We start from the raw sequence: 20591 nt of genomic DNA, 5'->3' as shown, positions 1-20591 counted from the left end.
CGCCGGCGACGGGCGCCCCCACGTCGGCGCGCGAGCGTGGCATCGCGGCGGCGCGCGCCGCGCAGAGCCAGGCGCGCACCGCCGAGCCCGACGAGCCCAGCCCGGACGACCCGACGATCTCGTCGTCCGGGCTGGTCGGCGCGCCGCTGGTGATGCAGGTGCTCGGCGGCCGGGTCATCGACGAGCAGGTCGACGGCGGGCTGTGAGCCGCCCGCCGGCGACCGTCACAGCCACTGCACGAGCTGCCAGACGATGCCGTTCGGGTCGACGAACTGGCAGTACCGCTCGCCCCACGGCTCGGTCTCGGGCGGCGTGACGACCTGCGCGCCGGCGGCCGCGATGCGGGCGAACTCCGCGTCGAGGTCGTCCACCACGAAGGCCAGGAGCAGGCCCTGCCCGGCGGCGCCGGCGTGCGACGCGGGCCGGAACGACGACAGGCCGGTGCGCAGGAGCGCCACGTGGGCGTGCGCCTGCGGGTGCTCGAGCGCGACGAACCCGTCGGCGGCCATGCCGCGGACGAAGCCCAGGTGCTCGGTCGCGAAGCGGGCGGACGCCTCGACGTCCGCCACGTTGAGGGACACGGTCATGGAGCCGGCGTGCACGGGACCTCCTGAGTCGGTGGTAAATAACTACGTACGCTGTACAACGTCAGCCGCGGCGCGGTGTTCCCGGACGGAGGGGTGAGATGGCGCGCGACCTCGTCGACCTGCTCTGGCGCGACCACCCGGACGCGCCGCGTGGCGGCACGCGCGGGCCGCGCGCCCGCGTCTCGACGTCCGACGCGGTCGACGCCGCCGTCGCGCTCGCCGACGCCGAGGGCCTCGCGGCGGTCACCGCCCGGCGGCTCGCCGGCGTCCTCGGTGTCTCCGCGATGGCCCTGTACACGCACGTCGGCAGCCTCGACGACCTGCTCGTCCTCATGGCCGACGCGGTCCACGCCGCGATGCCCCGCCCGCCCTACGCCGACGACGCACCCGCCGGCCCCGCCTCCGCCGACCGCGCCCCCGCCGACCCCGCGTGGCGCGGCCGTGTGCGCACCGTCGCCGAGACCAACCTGACCCTGCTCACCGAGCACCCCTGGCTCCTCGACGTCGCCGACCAGCGCACCGCGCTCGGGCCGGGCACCATCGCGAAGTACGACCACGAGCTCCGCGCGCTGGACCCGCTGCGGCTGGCGGACGCCGACCGCGATGCCGCCCTGACGTTCGTCCTCGACTTCGTCCGCGGCGCCGCGCGGGCCCGCCGGCCCGACCCGCACGGCGCCGCCATGGCCGCGGAGTGGGGGACGTGGGGCCCCCGGCTCGCCGCCTACCTTGCCGACGCGCACCCCCTCGCGCAGCGCGTCGGCGCGGCCGCCGGCGCCGCGCAGGGCGCCGCGTACAGCCCGGACCACGCATGGCGGTTCGGCCTCGACCGCGTCCTCGACGCCCTCGGGGCGCTGCCCGCCGACGCCTGACCGGGCGGTGCCCGGCGCGCGCCGCACAGGGCGCGTGGCCGCACCGACGGGCAGGGCCTTGACGTCGGACGCGTCGCCCCGGGACCGTGGCCGCCGTGCCCGCCCCTCACGCCCACCTCGCCGACGCGTTCGCGCAGCTGCCGCCTAACCTGCCCGCGCCCGTCGACGACGGCGCCGCGCGGCACCTGCCGGGCACGCGCCTGCCGGCGGTCGTGCTGCCGTCCACGGCGGGACCGGCCGTGGACCTGTCCACGCTGGACCGCGCGGTCGTCTTCGTCTACCCGATGACGGGCACCCCGGGCGTCCCGCTGCCCGACGGGTGGGACGCGTTCCCGGGCGCGCGCGGGTGCACCGCCGAGGTCTGCTCGATGCGCGACCACCTCGCGGAGCTGCGCGACGCGGGCGCCGGCGAGGTCCTCGGCCTCTCCGGTCAGGCCGCCGCCGACCAGCGCGCCGCTGCCGAGCGCCTGCACGTGCCGTACCCGCTGCTGTCGGACGCGGAGGGCCGCGCGACGCGGATGCTGCGCCTGCCGACGTTCGAGCTGGGCGGCCGCACCTACCTGCGTCGGCTCACGCTCGTGGTGCGCGACGGGGTGGTGTCGCACGTCTTCCACCCCGTGTTCCCGCCCGGCACGCACGCCGACGAGGTGCTCGCCTGGCTGCGGACGCACGAGGACGCCGCCGCCGGCCCGCCGAGCGCCTAGGCTGGCGGGGTGTACGAGGGCGCGATCCAGGACCTGGTCGACGAGCTCGGGCGGCTGCCCGGCGTCGGTCCCAAGAGCGCCCAGCGCATCGCGTTCCACATCCTCGCCGCGGACCCGTCGGACGTGCGCCGGCTGGCGGACGCGCTGACGGAGGTCAAGGCGCGCGTGCAGTTCTGCGAGGTGTGCGGCAACGTCGCGCAGGAGCCGCGCTGCCGCATCTGCCGCGACCCGCGCCGGTCGCCGGCGGTCATCTGCGTCGTCGAGGAGCCCAAGGACGTCGTCGCGATCGAGCGCACGCGCGAGTTCCGCGGGACGTACCACGTGCTCGGCGGCGCCATCAACCCGATCGCGGGCGTCGGCCCCGACGACCTGCGGATCGCCCAGCTCATGACGCGCCTCGCCGACGGCACCGTCACCGAGGTCATCCTCGCCACCGACCCGAACGTCGAGGGCGAGGCCACGTCCACCTACCTGGCGCGGCTGCTGGTGCCGATGGGGCTCACGGTGAGCCGGCTCGCGTCCGGCCTGCCGGTGGGCGGCGACCTCGAGTACGCGGACGAGGTGACGCTCGGCCGCGCGTTCGAGGGCCGACGACGGCTGAGCGCGTGACGTCGGCGCGCACGACGACGGCGCCGCCCGCGCGGCGCGCACCTGCGAGGGGGACGACGAGATGACCGAGGACCAGCGCACAGGGGGCGTGCCCCTGGGGGACGTGCCCATGGACGACGAGCGTCCGCTCGCCGACACCGACCTGCGGGAGATCGGCGAGGCCGTCGCGCAGGAGTCGCGCAGCTTCCTCGCGACGGTCACCGAGGTCGCCGCGGGGTCCGCCCCGGAGGCGTCGATGCCGCTGCTGCTCCTCGCGGTGTCGGACCTGCTGGCGGCCGGTGCGCGGCTGGGTGCCACGACCGACGTCGTCCCGCCGTCCCGCTTCGAGCCGGACGTCGGCCCCGACGCCGACCTCGAGCCGCTGCGCGTGAACCTGGCGAACCTGTTCGACGGCATCGACGAGTACGTCGAGGTCATCGACCCGATCCTCGGCCCGGAGATCGAGGAGTCGACGATCTCGGGCGACCTCGTCGCCATCGTCGGCGCACTCACGCAGGGCCTGGCGCACCACGACCGCGGGCACGTGCTCGAGGCGCTGTGGTGGTGGCAGTTCAGCTACCTGTCGGACTGGGGCGAGCGTGCCGCGAGCACGCTGCGCGCGCTGCAGACGATCATCGCCCACGTCCGTCTGGACGTGGACGACGACGTCGCCGCCGAGGCGGAGTACGACGCCCTCCAGCCCTGACGCCCCGCCCGCCGCGCACAACCCGCCGCACACCTTCGCCGCACACCCCCGCCGAACGGAATGCCGGTGCGGTTCTGAGCCGTCAGAACGGCACCCGCATTCCGTTCGGTGCTGGTGCTGGTGGGGGTGGTGATCAGGCGACGCGGGTGCCGCGGGCGAGGGTGCGCTGCGGGATGCGGAGGCGGCGGACGGCGACGACGAAGCCGAGCACGCCCAGCAGCACGTTCGCGGCGAGGCCCCACGGCCAGACGGCGCCCGCGCGCTCCTGCTCGGGGCCGAACGCGCTCGACCCGGCGTCCTCGAGCCAGCACTCCTCGAGCACGTCGGCGGGCCCGCCGCGCAGGTACCGGACGCCTTCGCTGACCGTGCCGAGCGGGTCGAGCCGCCCGGCACCGACCGCCTCGTCGGCGCCGCCCGGGGACGTGCCGGCGGCGTCGGCGACGACGACGAACGGGTTGAGCGCGAGCAGCCACCAGATGCGGTCGGTGTGCGTCACCTCGCGCTCGTCGGTGTAGGTCTCGCACGTCGCGTCCGCCGGGACGCCGTTCTCGAGCTCCAGCCCGTCGAGCTCCGCCCACTGCTCCGGCGGGATGCCGTGCACGGTGACGGTCTCCGTCTGCGTGACGGTGGGGAACGCGATGCCGAAGAACACGGGCGTGAAGACGGTGAGCCCGGCGACCGTGAGGAACGTGAGGACGGTCGAGCCGGCGGGCCGTGCCGCGACGGTCGACCAGCCGAGGCCGACGCCGCAGACGGCGACGAGCAGCACGGCGACCACGACGACGACCCGCGGCAGCGCCGCGACCGGCACGTCGCCGAGCGCGAGCGCGACGACGAGGAACGGCACGCTCGCCGCGAGGAACGCGAGCGCCGCGGACCACGCCGCGAGCAGCTTGCCGACGGCGATCTCGACCGGCGACAGCAGCGTGACCTGCAGCGTCGCCAGCGTGCCCGCCCCGCGGTCGCCGTTGACGGCGGTCGACGTGAGCGTGGGCGTGACGAGCAGCCCGAGCCCCAGCACCAGCACGGTGACGATCGCGAACAGCAGCGGGCCGCGCGACGGCGGGTCCGACTCGGTCCGGCTGATCGCGGCCAGGGCTCCCGACGACAGCAGCGTGATCGCGCCGACCACGACGACCCACACGACCAGCGCGCTCTTCCAGCGCGACGAGCGCACGCGCTGGCGCAGCTCGAGCGCCGCGACCGTCCGCACGCCGTGCCACGTCAGCGACCAGGTGCCGCCGCCCGCGTCGGCCGGCCGGTTCGTCGTCACGTCCTGCGTCTGCGTGCTCACGCCGGTCACCGCCGTTCCTCGTCGAGGGCCAGGTAGGCCTGCTCCAGCGCGCCGCCCGCGGGCGCGACCTGCACCACGGGGACGCCGGCCGTGACCGCGTCCCGCACGAGCGCCGCGGCGGCGGCGTCGCCGTCGAGGTCGAGCAGCACGCCGCCGTCGTCGTCGGCCCGCCACGGCACGCCCGTGCCGTCGAGCCACGCGACGAGCGGCGCACGGTCGAGCGCCCGGACGCGCCAGGTGCGGCGCGCGGCCGTCGCGTCGTCGGCGACGTGCCCGGCGACGGTCCGCCCGCGCGAGAGGAACACGGCGTCGTCCGCCATCTCCTCGAGCTCGGACAGCACGTGGCTGGAGACGAGGACGGTGCGGCCCTCGTCGGCGAGGCGGCGCAGCAGGACGCGCAGGTCGACGCGCGAGCGCGGGTCGAGGCCGCTGGCCGGCTCGTCGAGGAGCAGCACCTGCGGGTCGTGCACGAGCGCGCGCGCCAGGCCGAGCCGCTGCTTCTGCCCCCGGGAGAGGACGGCGGCGGGCCGGTCGGCGTACTCGGACAGGTGCACGGTCGCGAGCAGCTCCTCGACGCGCCCCGGGACGGTCGCGCGCGGGACGCGGTAGGCGTCCGCGAACGTCGTCAGCACCTCGCGCGCGGTCAACGAGTCCCACGTGCCGAACGCGTCCGGCATCCACCCCGTGCGGGCGCGGGCGGCGGCCGACTGCGTCACCGGGTCGGCGCCGGCGACGCGCACCTCGCCCCCGTCCGGCACGAGCAGCCCGGCGAGCACCAGCAGCAGGGTCGTCTTGCCGGAGCCGTTGGGGCCGACGAGCGCCGTCACGGCGCCGGTGCGGGCGACGAGGTCGACGCCGTCGAGCGCCTGCACGGTGCCGAACGCGCGGCGCAGGCCGCACACCTCGATGCCGTGCGCGGCGACGGGCGCGGCGGTGCCGTGCGGGCCGGCGGTGCCGTCGGGCGGGGCGGCCGGGGAGCGGGTGTCGGGCATGGCGACGACGCTAGGCCCGTCCGCCCACGCCCGGGGTCCACCCGTGGTCGGACAGCGGGTGGGCCGCCGGCCGACCACGGGCCGAGGGGGCCGGTCTCAGCGCGTCGGGGCGGCGGTCGCGGTGGCGGTGGGCGCGGGCGTGCGGGTCGGGGTGCCCGTCGGCGTGGGCGTGGGCGTCGGGTTCCACGTGCCCGTCGGTGTCGGTGTCGGGTTCCACGTGCGGGTCGGCGTCGGCGTCGGCGAGGGCGGCGGGCCGCCCCAGCCCTCGGTCGGCGTGACGTACCCCGTGCAGGCCTCGCCGTTGAGCCGCACGCCCATCGGGTCCCGCGGCGTCGCCGTCGTGGTGCCCTGGAAGCCGAACTCGACGGCGCCGCCGGCCGGCACCGTGCCGTTCCAGGCGTGGTAGCGCGCGGTGTACTGCGACCCGGAGTAGTGCGTGCCCTGCCGCGGCTCCGCCGTCACCGTCGCGTTCCACGTCCCCGCGGGCCGGGTGCCGGGCACCACGTCCATCCACTCGACGACCCAGCCGGTCAGCGCGACGGGCGTCGTGACGCGCACGTGCGTGACGAAGCCGCCGTCCCAGCCGTACGTCGTGAACTGCGCGCTGCACCGCTCGACGGTCACGCCCACCGCCGGGCCGTGCGCCGCCGCCGTCACCAGGCCCGCCGCGGTGAGGGCGGTTGCGGCGAGCGTGGCGAGGACGGCGCGCGCCCGGGCGGGGAGGTGGCCGCTCGGACGGGTGGCGCGGCGGGTGGTCGTCATGGTGCTCCTCCTGGGGGCGGGGCGGGGCGGGGCGGGGCGGGCGTCGGGGTGCGGGCCCGGTCAGCAGCCCGTGCGCTGCGTCCCCGTGACGACGTCGTCGAACCACAGGGTGTCCGCGCCGTCGCCGTAGCTCTCCCAGCCGAGCTTGAGGTCGGTCAGCCGCGGCGCCCACGACCTCGCGTACCACTGGCGGTCGACGTCGTGGTTCGGGCTGCCGTCCGCGACCAGGCCCGGCACCTCCGCGCCGTCGAGCCACGTGGTCAGGCGGCCGGACGTCCCGTCGACGAGGGCCTCGACGCAGTGCCACTGCTGCGTGGGCAGCGGGCGGGACAGCGCGACGCCGGACGGGCTCTGCTCGGGCAGGGTCGCGTCGTCCGACGACCGGTTCCACTGCAGCGCGCCGTTCTGGCCGCCCATGCGCAGGTCCTTGCCGCCGTCGTTCGCGTCGTGCATCGCCAGGAACGTCACGTGCGACGCCGGCAGGGCGGTGGTGTGCCGGACCCAGAAGCGCAGGTACGTGACCGGGGGCGGCGTGGCGCCCGCGGGCTGCGTGCCCTGCGCCTGGACGAACACGTGGTTGCAGTACCCGACGGCGCCGTCGACGCGCAGCGAGCGGCTGCCGCTGCGGGCGACGGAGGAGTCGACGGACGCGCGGCCCGTGCCGGAGCAGTCGGGGTGCACGACCGTCCACGGCGCCGACGGGGTGGTGGACGTCTGCGTCTCGAAGCCGTCGCAGAAGGAGCCGGTGCAGGTGCCGGGCAGCTGCGTGGGCGTGGGCGTGGGCGTGGGGGTCGGCGTCGGCGTCGGCGTCGGCGTCGGGACGACGGTCGGCGTGGCGGTGGGCGTCGGCGTGGCGGTGGGCGTCGGGACGACCGTCGGCGTCGTCGTGGGGGTCGCGGTCGGCGTGGCCGTGCGCGTCGGCGTCGGCAGGCCCCCGTGGTCCGTCGGCAGCGGGAGGGTCTCGCCCTCGCACAGCACCCCGTCGAGGCGGAACGAGTCCGGCCGCGGCGCGGGGTGGACGGTCGACGTGCCCTGGTAGCCGAACGTCACCGTGCCGCCGGCGGGGACGCGGCCGTTCCACGCCGCGTTCCGCGCGGTCCACGCCCCGCCGCTCTCCGACACCTGCGCGCTCCAGCCGTTGGTCAGCGTGTGCCGCCCGGAGCCCCACGTGAGCGTCCAGCCGTCGCGCGCGGGGCCGGTGGTGACCCGGACCTCGGCGACGAAGCCGCCGGGCCAGGAGCTGGCGGTCCACTGGACGGCGCACGTCTCGACGGCCTGCGCCGTCGCGGCGACGTGGACGCCCAGGGACGTGAGCAGCACCGCGACGAGCGCGGCGACGACCGCGCGGGCGCGGGTGGTGAGGCGGGTGGTGGTCATGGTTCTCCCCGGACGGGCGCGGTGGTGCGGCGCGGTGCAGCGGCGACGTGCCCGGGGGCGGGGCGGGTCGCACTCGACCCGGTGAGCGTGCGCCCGGCGCGGTGCGCGCGGCCAGGTCCCCAAACGCTTCAGGCGCCCGGACGCCGCTGTCCGTCTGTCGAAATCACACCCGTCCGCATCCTGGTCCGGACCTACACTCGCCCGGTCCCCCGACCGACCTGACGGGAAGCGTTGCGACCAGTGGCCCTCATCGTGCAGAAGTACGGCGGCTCGTCCGTCGCCGACGCCACCAGCATCAAGCGCGTCGCGAAGCGGGTCACGGAGGCGAAGAAGGCCGGCCACGACGTCGTCGTCGTGGTCTCCGCCATGGGCGACACGACGGACGAGCTCATCGACCTCGCGCAGCAGGTGACGCCGCTGCCGCCGCAGCGCGAGATGGACATCCTGCTGACGGCCGGCGAGCGCATCTCGATGTCGCTGCTGGCGATGGCGATCAACAACCTCGGCGTCGAGGCGAAGTCGTTCACGGGGCAGCAGGCCGGCGTCATCACCGACGAGGTGTACGGCAAGGCCCGCATCATCGACGTCAGCCCGAGCCGCATCCGCGACACGGTCGCGCGCGGCGAGGTCGCGATCGTCGCCGGCTTCCAGGGCGTCAACCCGTCGACCAACGACGTGACGACGCTCGGCCGCGGCGGCTCCGACACCACCGCCGTCGCGCTCGCGGCCTCGCTCAAGGCCGACGTCTGCGAGATCTACACCGACGTCGACGGCGTGTTCACGGCCGACCCCCGCATCGTGCCGAACGCGCGCAAGCTGGACCGGATCAGCTACGACGAGATGCTGGAGATGGCGGCCAGCGGCGCGAAGGTCCTCATGCTGCGCTGCGTCGAGTACGCGCGCCGGTACGAGGTGCCCGTGCACGTGCGCTCGTCGTTCTCGACGCACACCGGCACGCTCGTGACGAACGAGCCCGACCCCGACCTCGACTCCGAGAAGGACACGACCATGGAGCAGCCGATCATCGCCGGCGTCGCGCACGACCGCAGCGAGGCCAAGATCACCGTCGTCGGGGTGCCGGACGTGCCCGGCAAGGCCGCGCGGATCTTCGAGGTCGTCGCCGCCGCCGGCGTGAACCTCGACATGATCGTGCAGAACGTGTCCGCGGCCGCGACCGGCCTGACGGACATCTCCTTCACGCTGCCCGCGACCGACGGCGCGACGGCGACGCAGGCGCTCACGGCGCACCAGCCGGACATCGGCTTCCAGTCGCTGCAGTACGACGACGCGATCGGCAAGCTCTCGCTCATCGGCGCGGGCATGAAGTCGCACCCCGGCGTCTCGGCACGGTTGTTCGCCGCGCTGTCGGAGGCCGGCATCAACATCGAGATGATCTCCACCTCCGAGATCCGCATCTCCGTGGTGACGCGGGCGGACTCGCTGGACGACGCGGTGCGCGCCGTGCACACCGCGTTCGAGCTGGACTCCGAGCAGGACGAGGCCGTCGTGTACGGCGGGACGGGGCGCTGAGGCATGGCGGACAACGGGCTGCGGGTCGCGGTCGTCGGCGCGACGGGCCAGGTGGGCACCGTCATGCGGCGCCTGCTCGACGAGCGTGACTTCCCGGTCGGCTCGATCCGGTTCTTCGCCTCCGCGCGCTCGGCCGGCACGACGCTGCCGTGGCGCGGCGAGGACGTCGTCGTCGAGGACGTCGCGACGGCCGACCTGTCGGGCATCGACCTGGCGCTGTTCTCGGCCGGCGGCTCGACCTCGAAGGAGCACGCGCCGCGGTTCGCCGAGGCGGGCGCGATCGTCGTCGACAACTCGTCCGCGTGGCGCCGCGACCCGCGCGTGCCGCTGGTCGTGTCCGAGGTGAACCCGGACGCGCTGGACGAGATCCCGATGGGCATCGTCGCGAACCCGAACTGCACCACGATGGCCGCGATGCCGGTGCTCAAGGTGCTGCACGCGGAGGCCGGCCTGCGCCGGCTCGTCGTGTCCACGTACCAGGCGGTGTCGGGGTCCGGCCTCGCCGGGGCGGAGGAGCTGGACCGGCAGGTCCGCGCCGCCGTCGAGCAGGACACGCTCGGGCTCGTCCACGACGGCGGGGCGGTCGCGTTCCCGTCGCCGGAGAAGTACGTCGCGCCGATCGCGTTCGACGTCATCCCGCTCGCGGGGTCGATCGTCGAGGACGGGCTGCACGAGACCGACGAGGAGCAGAAGCTGCGGCACGAGTCGCGCAAGATCCTCGACATCCCGGACCTGCTCGTCTCCGGGACGTGCGTGCGCGTGCCCGTGTTCACGGGCCACTCGCTGTCGGTCAACGCCGAGTTCGAGCGCGAGATCACGGTCGAGCGTGCGACCGAGCTGCTGTCGACCGCGCCGGGCGTGCAGCTCGCCGACGTCCCGACGCCGCTCGTGGCCGCCGGCCAGGACCCGTCGTTCGTCGGCCGGATCCGCCGGGACGAGGGCGCGCCCGACGGCCGCGGCCTCGCGCTGTTCATCAGCAACGACAACCTGCGCAAGGGCGCGGCGCTGAACGCCGTGCAGATCGCCGAGGTGCTCGTGGCGCGGCGGTTCGCGATCGTCTGACCCCCGCACGCCCGACGAGGCCCGGACCGCCGAGCGGTCCGGGCCTCGTCGCTTGAGCCGCGGGCGGGACCCGGGTCAGCAGCTCGTGACGCGGTCCCAGCCGTCGGTGGTCTGGGAGAGGGAGACCGACGTGCGGCTCGACCAGTAGCCGAGCGGGTCGCGCGAGCCGCGGGCATAGGTGCGCAGGCCGACGCGGACGGCGCGGTCCGCCTCGACGTGGTCGCGGGTGCTGGCCGTGACGCACGTGGCCGGCTGGCCGGGGTTCGTCGGGCTCGTCGGGCTCGGCGTCGGCGTCGTGCCCGGGTTCGTCGGCGCCGGGGTGGGCGCCGTCTGGTTGACGAGCGCGGCCGCGAAGCGCGCGCCCTCGGTGACGGTGCCGTTCGTCGCGTACGTGATGTGCGCGGCGAAGTTGCCGCCGCCGCGCTGGCACACCGGGTCGCCGGTGTTGCAGAACTCCTTGGCCTTCGGCCCGTACGTCGGGCTGGCCTGCGCGATGGTGCGGCCCGTGAGGCCCAGCGGGTTGCCGTAGACGACGACGGCGGCGACGCGGTCGGCGAGGTTCGCGGGGATCGCCTCGCCGCTGGTCGTGCCGGTGCGGATGCCGATCGCGATGTCGGTGACGGTGGCGCCCTGCGAGTACCCGCCGATCACGAAGCGGGTGCCGGGGCAGGCGGCGGCGCGGGACACGACGCGGCGCGTCATGTCGGTCGCGCCCGGGCCCGCGCTGGTCTGGGCGCTGTTGGCGGCGTAGTCGACGGCGTACGACGACACCGACCGGCCGGGCAGCTCGGCCTGCAGCGCGCGGACGAGCGGCGTGCCGAGGACGCCGAGCCCGGCGCGCTCGCCCGTGCCGCGGGCGAACACGAGCTCGACGTCGGAGCAGCCGGTGGCGGCGGTGGCGGACGTGGCGGCGACCACGCCGCCGGTGAAGGTCGTGACGAGCGCCAGGACGGCGACGAGGGAGCGGCGGGAACGGACGGGACGCATCAAGGAGCCTCGCTGAGCATCGGGGGGACGGGCCACGGCGACGTGGCACCCGGGCGGCCCGGAACCGGCCGGGCCGCTCGGAGGATGTCCGATTCCTCCGATTCATGTGAACCCTCTCATCGAAGGTGCGCCCGATCGGGTGAAGCGCTTCGAGAGCGGTCCGCGCGCGCCCGAGCGGCCCACGGCTCGGGGCGTTCCCGCAGGTGTGACGCTCGTGACGTCCCCGGGATGCCCCTCGCCGCGCGCGTCGCGCCCCGCGGTCCTAGCGTGTCCGTCGCCCCGCCGGCGGAGGACGACGACGACCTCCGCCGGCGACTTCCGCCCGTCCTCCAGGGAGCTCGCCGTGGACCAGGCCACCGACGCCTTGCGGCTCGACGCCAACGCCGTCGACTACGCGCTCGTCGCGATCTACTTCGTGTTCGTCCTCGGCATCGGGCTGCTCGCCCGGCGCCAGGTCTCGACGAGCCTCGACTTCTTCCTCTCGGGGCGCGCGCTCCCCGCTTGGGTGACGGGACTCGCGTTCATCTCCGCGAACCTCGGCGCCGTCGAGGTCATGGGCATGTCCGCCAACGGTGCCGAGATCGGCATGGCGACCATGCACTACTACTGGATCGGCGCGATCCCGGCGATGCTGTTCCTCGGCATCGTGATGATGCCCTTCTACTACGGCTCGAAGGTGCGCAGCGTCCCCGAGTTCATGCGCCGCCGGTTCGGCACGGGAGCGCACCTCGTGAACGCGCTGAGCTTCGCGCTCGCGCAGCTGCTCATCGCGGGCGTGAACCTCTACCTGCTCGCGACGATCGTCAACGTGCTGCTCGGCTGGCCGCTGTGGGTCTCGCTCGTCATCGCGGCGGCGGTGGTGCTCAGCTACACCGCGCTCGGCGGCCTCTCGGCGGCGATCTACAACGAGGTGCTGCAGTTCTTCGTCATCGTCGCGGCGCTGCTGCCGCTGACGCTCGTCGGCCTGCACCGCGTCGGCGGCGTGGACGGCCTGGTGGAGCGCGTCAGCGCGGGCCCGGGCGGCGAGAGCGAGCTGTCGTCGTGGCCCGGCCAGGCGCTCACCGGCTTCGACTCGCCGGTGCTGTCGGTGATCGGCATCGTGTTCGGGCTCGGCTTCGTCCTGTCGTTCGGCTACTGGACGACGAACTTCGTCGAGGTGCAGCGCGCGATGGCGTCGGAGTCGATGTCGGCCGCGCGCCGGGCGCCGGTGATCGGCGCGTTCCCGAAGATGTTCGTGCCGTTCATCATCATCATCCCGGGCATCATCGCGAGCGTCCTGTCCCCGGAGATCGTCGCGCTCAAGGAGGGGCAGGAGGGCGGCGACATCCAGTACAACGACGCGCTGCTGCTGCTCATGCGCGACCTGCTGCCCAACGGCATGCTCGGCATCGCGATCGCGGGTCTGCTGGCGGCGTTCATGGCCGGCATGGCGGCGAACATCTCGGCGTTCAACACGGTCTTCAGCTACGACCTGTGGCAGCAGTACGTCGTCAAGGACAAGCCCGACGACTACTACACGAGGGTCGGCCGCCTCGCGACGCTGGCGGCGACCGTCGTCGCGATCTTCACCGCCCTGCTGGCGTCCGGCTACAGCAACCTCATGGACTACCTGCAGACGCTGTTCGGGTTCTTCAACGCGCCGCTGTTCGCGACGTTCATCCTCGGCATGTTCTGGAAGCGCATGACGGCGACCGCCGGCTGGTCGGGCCTGGCGAGCGGCACGATCGCGGCGATCCTCGTCGCGGTGCTCAGCGAGGACGCGCTCGGCCCGCTCAGCCTCGGCGTCATCCCGCTGTCCGGGCAGGGCGCGAGCTTCGCCGCCGCGGGTGCGGCGTTCGTCGTCGACATCCTCGTGAGCGTCGCCGTCACGACGGTCACGCGCCCGAAGGCGGAGTCCGAGCTGCGCGGCCTCGTGTACTCGCTGACGCCGAAGGAGCTGCGGACCGACCCCGCCGAGCACACGCTGCCCTGGTACCAGCGCCCGACGCGCCTCGCCGCGATCGCGCTGGTGCTCGTCGTCGGCCTCAACGTCGTCTTCCACTGAGACAGGAGCCGGACATGGCCTCGCAGGACACCGCGCGGGTGGTCCGCGCGTTCGACATCCGCACGATCATCGGCGCGCTGCTCGGCATCTACGGGCTCGTCATCACGGTCGTCGGGCTGTTCTTCACGTCGGAGGACGACCTGGCCAAGGCCGACGGCGCGAACGTCAACCTGTGGACCGGCATCGGGCTGCTCGTCGTCGCCGGCGGGTTCCTGCTGTGGGTGCGGCTGCGCCCGCTGGTCGTCACGCGCGGCACCGGCACCGGCACCGGCACCGACCCGCAGGACCCGATGCGCCCGGAGTGACGAGGCGCCCGGAACGACGACGCGCCCGGGGCGACGGCGGGGCGCACCGCCCCCGCCGTCCCGGCTCAGGACGGCCAGACGTACTGGACGTCGAGGTACGGGCCGAAGTCCTCCGCGTCCCAGCTCTGCACGAGCGTCTGCCCGGGCTGCAGGACGAACACGTCGGCCTCCTCGAGCGTGTCCCGGTTGTTGGCGAAGTCCGGCTCGTACGGGCCGGGCACCACGGCGCCGACCTTGACCGCGCCCGCGGGCAGGCCGGTGATCCGGTAGTAGTACCCGTCGATGTCCGCCGGGCCCGTGGCGAGGGCGTGGCCCGTCACCGCGTCGTAGACGGTGACCTGGCCGCCCTCGACGGGGTCGAAGCCGGACAGCACCTGGCCCTCGATCGCCGCGCCCGCGTCGCGCACCCGCACGCGGTCGGCGCCGTCCAGGCGCGGCCGGTCCACGTCCTGCGCCGCCACGCGGTGCCGGCCCGTGCCGACGAGCGTCACGCCGGTGAACGTGACCGTGCCGCCGTCGGCCGCCGTGAACGTGTGCGCGGGCGGCAGCGCGCGCACCAGCGGGTCGTCGGTGCTCAGCTCCACGGTGCCGCGGTAGCCCGTCGCCGGACGGCCCCGGTCGCGCACCGTGACCGTGACGTCGAACGGCACGCCCGCGACCACGTGCGCGGGCGCGTCGACGTCGAGCGTCGTCCGTCCGTGCGCCGTCGCGGGCGGTGCGACCAGGGCGGCGCCCGCCACCAGCACCGCGACCACGGCGGCGCGGACCGCGCGGACCCGGGCTGCTCCGCGTGCCCCGCGCGTCCCTCGTGCTGTCGTCATCTCGTCCCCCGTCCCGGGGCGGCCCCGGACGCTCCGTCCGGTGCGAGCCGCCCCTGGAACCGGAGTAGCCCTGCACGGACGCGCCCGACAAGGCGCGAACCGGGCGAAACCGGTACATCACCCCCGCGCGCGCCGCTCCCGCGCCGACCTCGTCACCCCGGCCTCGACCACGTCACCGCTACCTGACGAGGTCGGGGCAGGTCGGACGAGGTCGGCGGCTGACGTGAGCGTGGCCGAGGGGGACGTGGCCGGGGGCGGGTGGGGGACGGGCGCCGTCAGGGGCGGGCCGGGGGAGCGCCGGCGTCGTCGGTGGTCCGCGGGGTGCCCGACGGGGGGATCGGGAGCGTGCCGCCGTCGAGGAGGGTCTGGCCCGCGCGCGTCTTGACCTCGAACACGTCGCCCTGCCACAGCTCGACGAGCTGCTCGAGGTCCTCGGTCGTGTACCCGGCCGCCCAGAACGCGGGGAACGCCTCGTCCGCCGCCCGCATCGCGGCGTCCTCCGGGGACGCCGCGAACGCCTCCTCGACGGGGGGCGCCTGCCCGTCGAGCAGCATCTGCCCGGCCCGCGCCTTGGTCTCGATCATGTCCGTGCCCCACAGGACGCTCAGCGCCGACGCCTCCCGGACGTCGTAGGTGTCCCAGAACGCCTCGTACTGCTCACGCGTGTAGCCGTCCGGCATGGCCGACCAGTCGATGCCGACGGCCTGCGCCGCGCCCTCGACGGCGCGGGCGACCGACGAGTACGGGTTGGCCGCGGCCGCGGCGCCCGCACCGGCGACGGCCAGCGTGCCGGTCACGAGGCCCGCGGCGACGATCTTGCCGCCGCGGTGCAGCGCACGGACCGTGGCCGGCTGGGCGTCCCGGCGGCCGGCCTCCGCGCGCAGCCGGGCGGCCACCGCGTCGAGGTCGGGGCGCTGCGCGGCGGCGCGGGCGTGCAGCGCGTGGGTGATGCGGGCGGCGAGCTCGTCGTCGGTCGCGGGGAAGGGCGTGGCCGGGAAGGAGGTCGGCTCGGGGGCGTCGCCCGCGGCCGGGTGCGGCTGGCTCATCGGTGCTCCGGTCGGGTGGTGAGGTCGGTCTGGCGCAGCGCGGCCAGGGCGCGGGAGGCGTGCGAGCGGACGGTCGCGCTCGATGTGCCGAGCACGGTCGCGATCTCCGGGTCGGTCAGGCCCTCGTAGTACCGCAGCACGAGGACGGTGCGCTGGCGCGGTGGCAGCGCGGCGAGGTGCTGCCACATCGCGTCGTCCCGGACCACGGCGTCCGCGTGGTCGCCCTGGGGCCGGGCGTGCGCGGCGAGGACGCCGTCGTCGGCGGGGTGGACGGTCCGCACGTGCCAGCGCCGGCGCCACGACAGGTGCTCGTTCGTCACCATGCGGCGCAGGTACAGGTCGGGGCGGTCGAGCAGCGAGATGCGCGTCCAGCGGACGTGCGCGCGCAGCAGCACCTCCTGCACGAGGTCGGCCGCGGTGTGCCCGTCGCCGACGAGGACCGTGGCGTACCGCAGGAGCCCGGGCAGGTGGTCGCGCACGACGTCGTCGAGGGCGCGCGCAGCCGGGTCCGCCGCGGCCGCCGGGTCGGCGCGCGGCCGGGCGCGCGCCGGCACCACCACGGGGATCGCGGCGCTGTCGGGGCCGGCCGTCCGGATCCACGTCGTCATCGGACGGCCACCGCCGCGAGCTCGTCGAGAGCGGCGCGCGGGTCGCGGGCCGCGGCGGCGCCGGGCCGGGGGAGGGGCGCGGGGTCGAGGCAGCGCAGCAGCAGCCGCTCGACGACCGCGGCGCGGCGGACGACCGCGTGCCCGTCGACGTCGCCGGGCAGGACGCGCACCTCGACCGTGTCGCGGACGGGCCGCTCGACCACGAGCTGCGTGAGGTTCACGTCCGCGTACTTGGTGAGCCCCACGGCGCGCGCCTCGGTGCGCAGCCCGGCCCAGCCCGCGTCGTCGTCCGCCCACGGCCGCTCGACCAGGTCGACGAGCGCGTCGGGCAGCGGTGCGAGGCGCCGGCACGCCGGGTTGGTGCCGAGCGCGGCCCACAGGGGCTCGCGCCAGTGCGCGAACAGCCGCACGACGTTGGCGAACGCGGCCGGCCGGCGGAACGGGGCGCCGTCGACGTGCACGTGCACGGCCGCCTCGCGCGGGACCGTGAAGCCGAGCTCGCGCGCGGGCGCCAGCAGGCGCTCGAGGGCGGCGGCGTGGTCGGCGACGAGCGGCGGCGTGACGACCTCGCACGGGCGCTCGCGCCCCGCCGGCAGCGGCAGCGCGACCGCGATCGTCGCCCCCGTCGCGTCGTTCACGCGCGCCGCGGCGGCGAACACGTCGGCCCGGACGCCGAACAGCGCCGCGACCGGGTCGAGCACGCTCGCGAGGGGCGCCCCGGGGTCGGCGTGCTGCGCGACGAGCCGCAGCAGGCGTGCGTCGTCGGAGAGCAGCCGGTACCACCCCCGGTGCCCGGGTCGCGTGCGCGACCCGGGCGCCGGGGCGAGGTCCGCCTCGATGGTGATGTCGTCCACCAGCCGCGCGACCGGTGCACCGGCCGCGTCGACCACGTCGAACGCGGGCGACAGGTGACGGAAGACGCCCACGCCCGGCACCGCCGACGGCTCGCTGTCCGTGTGGAAGGACCGCCGCACGGCACCGCCGTGGCGCTCCGCCAGCACGGTCGCCAGCTCCTGCCGGTCCGACCCCGCGGGCGCCAGCAGCTCGATCTCGAACCCGGTGCGCAGCGTCAGCTCGTCCACGCGGACCTCGTCTCGTCGGGGGTGGGCGGGTGGGTCAGGAGCCGGCGGGGGTGCTGCCGGGCGCGACGGGGAGAGTCTGCCCGTCGAGCAGCGCCTGACCGGCGCGCGCCTTCGTCTCGGCGACGTCCGTGGCCCACAGCGCGGCGAGGGCCTCGACGTCGTCGAACGTGTACCCGGCGTCCCACAGGGCGTCGTACTGCGCGGGGTTGTAGCCGGACGGGTCGTCCGCGTCGAAGGGCGTGGAGCCCGGGGCCACCGGGACCGCCTCGCCGTCGAGGACCATCTGGCCGACACGGGCCTTCGTCTCGACGTACTCCGTGCCCCACAGCGCGGCCAGCGCCTCGAGGTCCTGGGTCGTGTAGCCGGCACCCCAGAGCGCGTCGTACTGCTCCTGCGTGTAGGCGTCCGACAGCCCGCCGAGGGGGTCCCCGGCCTCCGCCGCGGCCGGGGCGTCCGCGGCGACGGGTGCGGGGGCCGGTGCGTCGGCGGCGACCGCCGCGGGGGCGTCGCCGGCGCTGTCCGGGACCTTCCCGGCGTTGGCGGCGATCGCGGCGCCGGCCCCCGCGACGGTCAGCGTCGAGGCGATGACGCCGACCGCGACGAGGCGGCTGCGACGGGACGGGGCGGTGGTGCTCGGGTTCATCGGGTCCTCCGTGAGGGCTCGTGGATGCGTGCCCTCTGAAGACGCCTCCCGACCCGGATGTGTGGAGTCCGATCCGCACCTCGTCCGCCGCCGCCCCACCTCACCCCCACCCCACGCCTGCCGAGCGGAATACCGGTGTCGCGATACGGGCGCTGGAGCCGCACCGGTATTCCGTTCGGGGGCAGTCTTGGTGGTGGCGGCGGCGGCGGGGACGGTGGCGGCGGGGGGACGGTGGACGGTGTGCGGTCAGGCGCGCGGGTCGATCGGGAAGTTCTGGTCGAAGACGTGGTCCGGGTCGTACGTGCGCTTGAGCGCGCGCAGGCGGGTCAGCGTCGCCGGCGGGAACGCGTCGAGGAGGCGCTCGGGGCGCGGGTCGGTCTCGAACGACAGGTAGAGGCCGTCCATGTGCGGGTACGCGAGGCGGTCCCAGACGTCGTCGAGGCCGGCGCGGGAGCCGCGCGAGGTGAACGCCGTGGCGGAGAACGCGTGGTCGCGGTGCGCGTAGGCCGTGGCGTCGAGGGCGACGTCGTTGGCCGCGCCGCCGGTGGCGCGCAGCTGCACGAGCGTGGTCTCGCCGGACTCGAGGACGCGCCCCAGGTCCCGGGCGGCCTCCGGGGTCATCGTCCGGAGCAACCCGGAGCGCGACACCGGCGGCGCGCCGCCGTCGTGGTGCCTGGCGACGGGCCCGACGATCCCCGCGTACGGGGTCAGCTGCGCGCGCTGGTCGAGCACCGGTGCGACGCCCAGCATCGGCTCGAGCGCCTCGACGGCCGCCTGCGCGTCGTCGTCCGCCCACACCGTCATCGCCTGCGCGATGGGCCCCCGCCCCGGCGACGACGCCTGCAGGTGCAGGAAGCTCGTCAGCTGCCGCGGCGACGCCTCGACCAGGCGCCCCCACCGCTCGAGCAGCACGCCCGGCTCCGACGCGTCGAACACCATCGTCGCGAACACGACGTCCGGCACCTCGGCGGCCTCGACCTCGACCCACGTGACGACGCCGAGGTTGCCGCCGGCGCCGCGCAGGCCCCAGAACAGCTCGGGCTCGTGCTCGGCGTCGACGCGGTGCACCGTGCCGTCGGCGGTGACGACCTCGGCCGCGACGACGTGGTCGATCGTCAGCCCGTACGAGCGCCCGAGCAGCCCGATGCCGCCCGTCGTCGCGAGCCCGCCGACGCCCACGCCGCCGTAGTCCCCCGACGAGATCGCCCACCCGCGCGGCCCGAGCGCGGCGGCGACGGCACCCCACGTCGCGCCGGCGCCGAGCCGCACCCGGCGGCGCGCGGCGTCGACGACCTCGACCTGGTCCAGCCGGCCGACGTCGAGCACGACGCCGCCGTCGTTGGTCGACCGCCCGCTGATGCCGTGGCCGCCCGACCGCACGGCCAGCGGCCCGCGCTGCCGACGCGCGTAGGCGAGCCCGTCGACGACCTCCTCGACGGTCCGCGGCAGCAGCACGAGCCCCGGCTCGCCGCGGCGCATGTACGTCGAGCGCAGCGACGCGTACCGGCGGTCGCCCGGCTCGACGGCGTCGAGGCCCGCGGGCACCGCGTCGTAGTCGATCCCGGCGGCGCGCTTCGCCAGCTGCGCGACGGAGCGCACGGGCCCGGTCTGCGTGCCGGCGGTCGCGCGCGCCGCGGCGACCTGGTCGCGCACCGCCGGCGCGACGCGCTCGGCGAACGTGCGGATCGTCGCGGGGTCGTCGGTGCCGAGCACGAACGTGCCGATGCCGTCGTCGAGCGCGAGGCGCACGAGGTCGTCGACCCACTGCTCGGGCGGGCCGACGAGCAGCCCGTCGGACGCGGGCGAGAACCGGCCGGACAGGTTGAGCAGCCGGCGGACCTCGCGCGGGTCGCGGCCCGCGCCGCGGGCGGCCTCGTCGACGGCCGCGTTGCCGCGCACCAGGTCGCCGGGCTGCAGGTACCCCAGGGACGGCAGCCAGCCGTCGGCCTTCTCGCCGACGAGCCGCAGCATGCGCGGCTTGTAGGCGCCGACCCAGATGCCGACGTCGTGCACGGGTGCGGGTCCGCGCTTCGCCCCGGCGACGTGGTGGTGCGCACCGCCCGCGCGCAGCGGCCGCCGCTCGCCGGTGTCCCACAGCCCGCGGATGACGTCGATCGCCTCGCCGAGGGCGTCGACGCCCTGGCCGGGGGTGAGCCGCGGGACGCCCATCGCCTCGATGGCGTCCCAGAACCCGCCGGCGCCCAGCCCGAGCTCGGCCCGCCCGCCCGAGAGGGCGTCGAGGCTCGCGACGGCCTTGGCCAGCACGGCGGGCTGCCGCAGCGGCAGGTTGAGGACGTTCCCCGCCAGGTGCACGCGCTCGGTGCGCGCGGCGACCCAGGTCAGGAGCGTCCACGTGTCGAGGAACGCCGGCTGGTACGGGTGGTCCTGGAACGTCACGAGGTCGAGGCCGGCCTGCTCGGTGAGCACGGCGAGCGCCACGGGTGCCTGCGGGTCCGCGGCCTGCGGCGTGAGGAAGGTGCCGAACGTCAGCTCGTGGCCGTAGTCGGTCATCGTGGTGCGTCTCCTGTCGTCTGCGAGCACGATCGTATGCACGGCAGACGATCTGTGTCACCGCGAGTACGCT

The 20591-nt window shown here is 75.6% G+C and carries 21 protein-coding genes; 9 read left to right on the top strand and 12 right to left on the bottom strand.

Features of this window, described 5'->3' with window-relative positions; genetic code table 11:
• The coding region (locus AB6N23_RS05215; protein ID WP_412865034.1) for a hypothetical protein at window positions 1–206 on the top strand (206 nt) is incomplete at its 5' end.
• Between the two features lie 18 nt (window positions 207–224).
• Here the strand turns inward: AB6N23_RS05215 and AB6N23_RS05210 are convergent.
• Window positions 225–602, bottom strand: coding sequence for a VOC family protein (locus AB6N23_RS05210; RefSeq protein WP_412865033.1), 378 nt, complete (start codon window positions 600–602; stop codon window positions 225–227).
• 83 nt (window positions 603–685) lie between these two features.
• Between AB6N23_RS05210 and AB6N23_RS05205 the strand changes: the two genes are divergently transcribed.
• The 4 genes from AB6N23_RS05205 (at window position 686) to AB6N23_RS05190 (ending at window position 3454) form a co-directional block, all read left to right on the top strand.
• Entirely contained in the window at window positions 686–1456 is a 771-nt protein-coding gene (locus AB6N23_RS05205) for a TetR/AcrR family transcriptional regulator C-terminal domain-containing protein (RefSeq protein WP_412865032.1), read from the top strand.
• A 95-nt stretch (window positions 1457–1551) separates the two neighbouring features.
• Window positions 1552–2160, top strand: coding sequence for a peroxiredoxin (locus tag AB6N23_RS05200; protein ID WP_412865031.1), 609 nt, complete (start codon window positions 1552–1554; stop codon window positions 2158–2160).
• A gap of 9 nt (window positions 2161–2169) precedes the next feature.
• Complete coding sequence (gene recR / locus AB6N23_RS05195) at window positions 2170–2769, top strand: recombination mediator RecR (protein ID WP_412865030.1); 600 nt, start codon at window positions 2170–2172, stop codon at window positions 2767–2769.
• A 109-nt stretch (window positions 2770–2878) separates the two neighbouring features.
• Complete coding sequence (locus AB6N23_RS05190) at window positions 2879–3454, top strand: DUF5063 domain-containing protein (protein ID WP_412865035.1); 576 nt, start codon at window positions 2879–2881, stop codon at window positions 3452–3454.
• 133 nt (window positions 3455–3587) lie between these two features.
• Here AB6N23_RS05190 and AB6N23_RS05185 read toward each other — a convergent pair whose 3' ends face one another.
• From AB6N23_RS05185 to AB6N23_RS05170, 4 genes are all read right to left on the bottom strand, one after another.
• The gene (locus AB6N23_RS05185) at window positions 3588–4748 is read right to left on the bottom strand and encodes an ABC transporter permease (RefSeq protein ID WP_412865029.1); all 1161 of its coding nucleotides are present in this window, start codon (window positions 4746–4748) and stop codon (window positions 3588–3590) included.
• Between the two features lie 5 nt (window positions 4749–4753).
• A complete protein-coding gene (locus tag AB6N23_RS05180; RefSeq protein WP_412865028.1) occupies window positions 4754–5740 on the bottom strand; it encodes an ABC transporter ATP-binding protein in 987 nt (328 codons plus the stop codon).
• A 96-nt stretch (window positions 5741–5836) separates the two neighbouring features.
• Complete coding sequence (locus AB6N23_RS05175) at window positions 5837–6502, bottom strand: cellulose binding domain-containing protein (protein ID WP_412865027.1); 666 nt, start codon at window positions 6500–6502, stop codon at window positions 5837–5839.
• 60 nt (window positions 6503–6562) lie between these two features.
• Window positions 6563–7879 carry a cellulose binding domain-containing protein gene (locus AB6N23_RS05170; protein ID WP_412865026.1) on the bottom strand — a complete coding sequence of 439 codons (1317 nt, stop codon included), beginning with the start codon at window positions 7877–7879 and terminating at the stop codon, window positions 6563–6565.
• A 240-nt stretch (window positions 7880–8119) separates the two neighbouring features.
• Here AB6N23_RS05170 and AB6N23_RS05165 point away from each other — a divergent pair, with 240 nt between their 5' ends.
• Window positions 8120–9409 (top strand): aspartate kinase, encoded by a 1290-nt coding sequence (locus AB6N23_RS05165; protein ID WP_412865025.1) that lies wholly within the window; start codon window positions 8120–8122, stop codon window positions 9407–9409.
• A gap of 3 nt (window positions 9410–9412) precedes the next feature.
• Window positions 9413–10471, top strand: coding sequence for an aspartate-semialdehyde dehydrogenase (locus AB6N23_RS05160; protein ID WP_412865024.1), 1059 nt, complete (start codon window positions 9413–9415; stop codon window positions 10469–10471).
• A 75-nt stretch (window positions 10472–10546) separates the two neighbouring features.
• On the opposite strand, the gene AB6N23_RS05155 is transcribed toward AB6N23_RS05160, so the two are convergent.
• Window positions 10547–11458: a cutinase family protein gene (locus AB6N23_RS05155; protein ID WP_412865023.1), complete on the bottom strand. Its 912-nt coding sequence runs from the start codon at window positions 11456–11458 to the stop codon at window positions 10547–10549.
• A 343-nt stretch (window positions 11459–11801) separates the two neighbouring features.
• Here AB6N23_RS05155 and AB6N23_RS05150 point away from each other — a divergent pair, with 343 nt between their 5' ends.
• Both AB6N23_RS05150 and AB6N23_RS05145 read left to right on the top strand, forming a co-directional pair.
• Entirely contained in the window at window positions 11802–13502 is a 1701-nt protein-coding gene (locus AB6N23_RS05150; protein ID WP_412865022.1) for a sodium:solute symporter family protein, read from the top strand.
• 14 nt (window positions 13503–13516) lie between these two features.
• Window positions 13517–13807, top strand: coding sequence for a hypothetical protein (locus AB6N23_RS05145; RefSeq protein ID WP_412865021.1), 291 nt, complete (start codon window positions 13517–13519; stop codon window positions 13805–13807).
• Between the two features lie 65 nt (window positions 13808–13872).
• Here the strand turns inward: AB6N23_RS05145 and AB6N23_RS05140 are convergent, their stop codons facing one another.
• The 6 genes from AB6N23_RS05140 to AB6N23_RS05115 form a co-directional block, all read right to left on the bottom strand.
• Window positions 13873–14628, bottom strand: coding sequence for a hypothetical protein (locus AB6N23_RS05140; RefSeq protein ID WP_412865020.1), 756 nt, complete (start codon window positions 14626–14628; stop codon window positions 13873–13875).
• A gap of 275 nt (window positions 14629–14903) precedes the next feature.
• Window positions 14904–15674, bottom strand: coding sequence for a hypothetical protein (locus tag AB6N23_RS05135; RefSeq protein WP_412865019.1), 771 nt, complete (start codon window positions 15672–15674; stop codon window positions 14904–14906).
• Window positions 15671–16282, bottom strand: a complete 612-nt coding sequence (locus AB6N23_RS05130) for a SigE family RNA polymerase sigma factor (RefSeq protein WP_412865018.1) — start codon at window positions 16280–16282, stop codon at window positions 15671–15673. The genes AB6N23_RS05135 and AB6N23_RS05130 overlap by 4 nt, the downstream gene beginning before the upstream one ends.
• Entirely contained in the window at window positions 16279–17364 is a 1086-nt protein-coding gene (locus tag AB6N23_RS05125; RefSeq protein ID WP_412865017.1) for an amidoligase family protein, read from the bottom strand. The genes AB6N23_RS05130 and AB6N23_RS05125 overlap by 4 nt, the downstream gene beginning before the upstream one ends.
• Before the next feature lie 34 nt (window positions 17365–17398).
• Window positions 17399–18007 (bottom strand): hypothetical protein, encoded by a 609-nt coding sequence (locus tag AB6N23_RS05120; RefSeq protein ID WP_412865016.1) that lies wholly within the window; start codon window positions 18005–18007, stop codon window positions 17399–17401.
• A 246-nt stretch (window positions 18008–18253) separates the two neighbouring features.
• Entirely contained in the window at window positions 18254–20518 is a 2265-nt protein-coding gene (locus AB6N23_RS05115; RefSeq protein ID WP_412865015.1) for an LLM class flavin-dependent oxidoreductase, read from the bottom strand.
• Window positions 20519–20591: the final 73 nt, after the last annotated feature.

The organism is Cellulomonas pasadenensis, from assembly GCF_047229365.1.
Classification (GTDB): domain Bacteria; phylum Actinomycetota; class Actinomycetes; order Actinomycetales; family Cellulomonadaceae; genus Cellulomonas.
This window is presented reverse-complemented; position numbering and strand designations above follow the sequence as displayed.

Bases quoted from the DNA above. Each gene is read 5' to 3' on its own strand.
- AB6N23_RS05155 (WP_412865023.1), bottom strand. From the start codon at position 11,458: ATGCGTCCCGTCCGTTCCCGCCGCTCCCTCGTCGCCGTCCTGGCGCTC.
- AB6N23_RS05130 (WP_412865018.1), bottom strand. From the start codon at position 16,282: ATGACGACGTGGATCCGGACGGCCGGCCCCGACAGCGCCGCGATCCCC.
- AB6N23_RS05140 (WP_412865020.1), bottom strand. From the start codon at position 14,628: ATGACGACAGCACGAGGGACGCGCGGGGCACGCGGAGCAGCCCGGGTC.
- AB6N23_RS05115 (WP_412865015.1), bottom strand. From the start codon at position 20,518: ATGACCGACTACGGCCACGAGCTGACGTTCGGCACCTTCCTCACGCCG.
- AB6N23_RS05120 (WP_412865016.1), bottom strand. From the start codon at position 18,007: ATGAACCCGAGCACCACCGCCCCGTCCCGTCGCAGCCGCCTCGTCGCG.
- AB6N23_RS05160 (WP_412865024.1), top strand. From the start codon at position 9,413: ATGGCGGACAACGGGCTGCGGGTCGCGGTCGTCGGCGCGACGGGCCAG.
- AB6N23_RS05180 (WP_412865028.1), bottom strand. From the start codon at position 5,740: ATGCCCGACACCCGCTCCCCGGCCGCCCCGCCCGACGGCACCGCCGGC.
- AB6N23_RS05135 (WP_412865019.1), bottom strand. From the start codon at position 15,674: ATGAGCCAGCCGCACCCGGCCGCGGGCGACGCCCCCGAGCCGACCTCC.
- AB6N23_RS05145 (WP_412865021.1), top strand. From the start codon at position 13,517: ATGGCCTCGCAGGACACCGCGCGGGTGGTCCGCGCGTTCGACATCCGC.
- AB6N23_RS05190 (WP_412865035.1), top strand. From the start codon at position 2,879: ATGGACGACGAGCGTCCGCTCGCCGACACCGACCTGCGGGAGATCGGC.
- AB6N23_RS05175 (WP_412865027.1), bottom strand. From the start codon at position 6,502: ATGACGACCACCCGCCGCGCCACCCGTCCGAGCGGCCACCTCCCCGCC.
- AB6N23_RS05205 (WP_412865032.1), top strand. From the start codon at position 686: ATGGCGCGCGACCTCGTCGACCTGCTCTGGCGCGACCACCCGGACGCG.
- AB6N23_RS05170 (WP_412865026.1), bottom strand. From the start codon at position 7,879: ATGACCACCACCCGCCTCACCACCCGCGCCCGCGCGGTCGTCGCCGCG.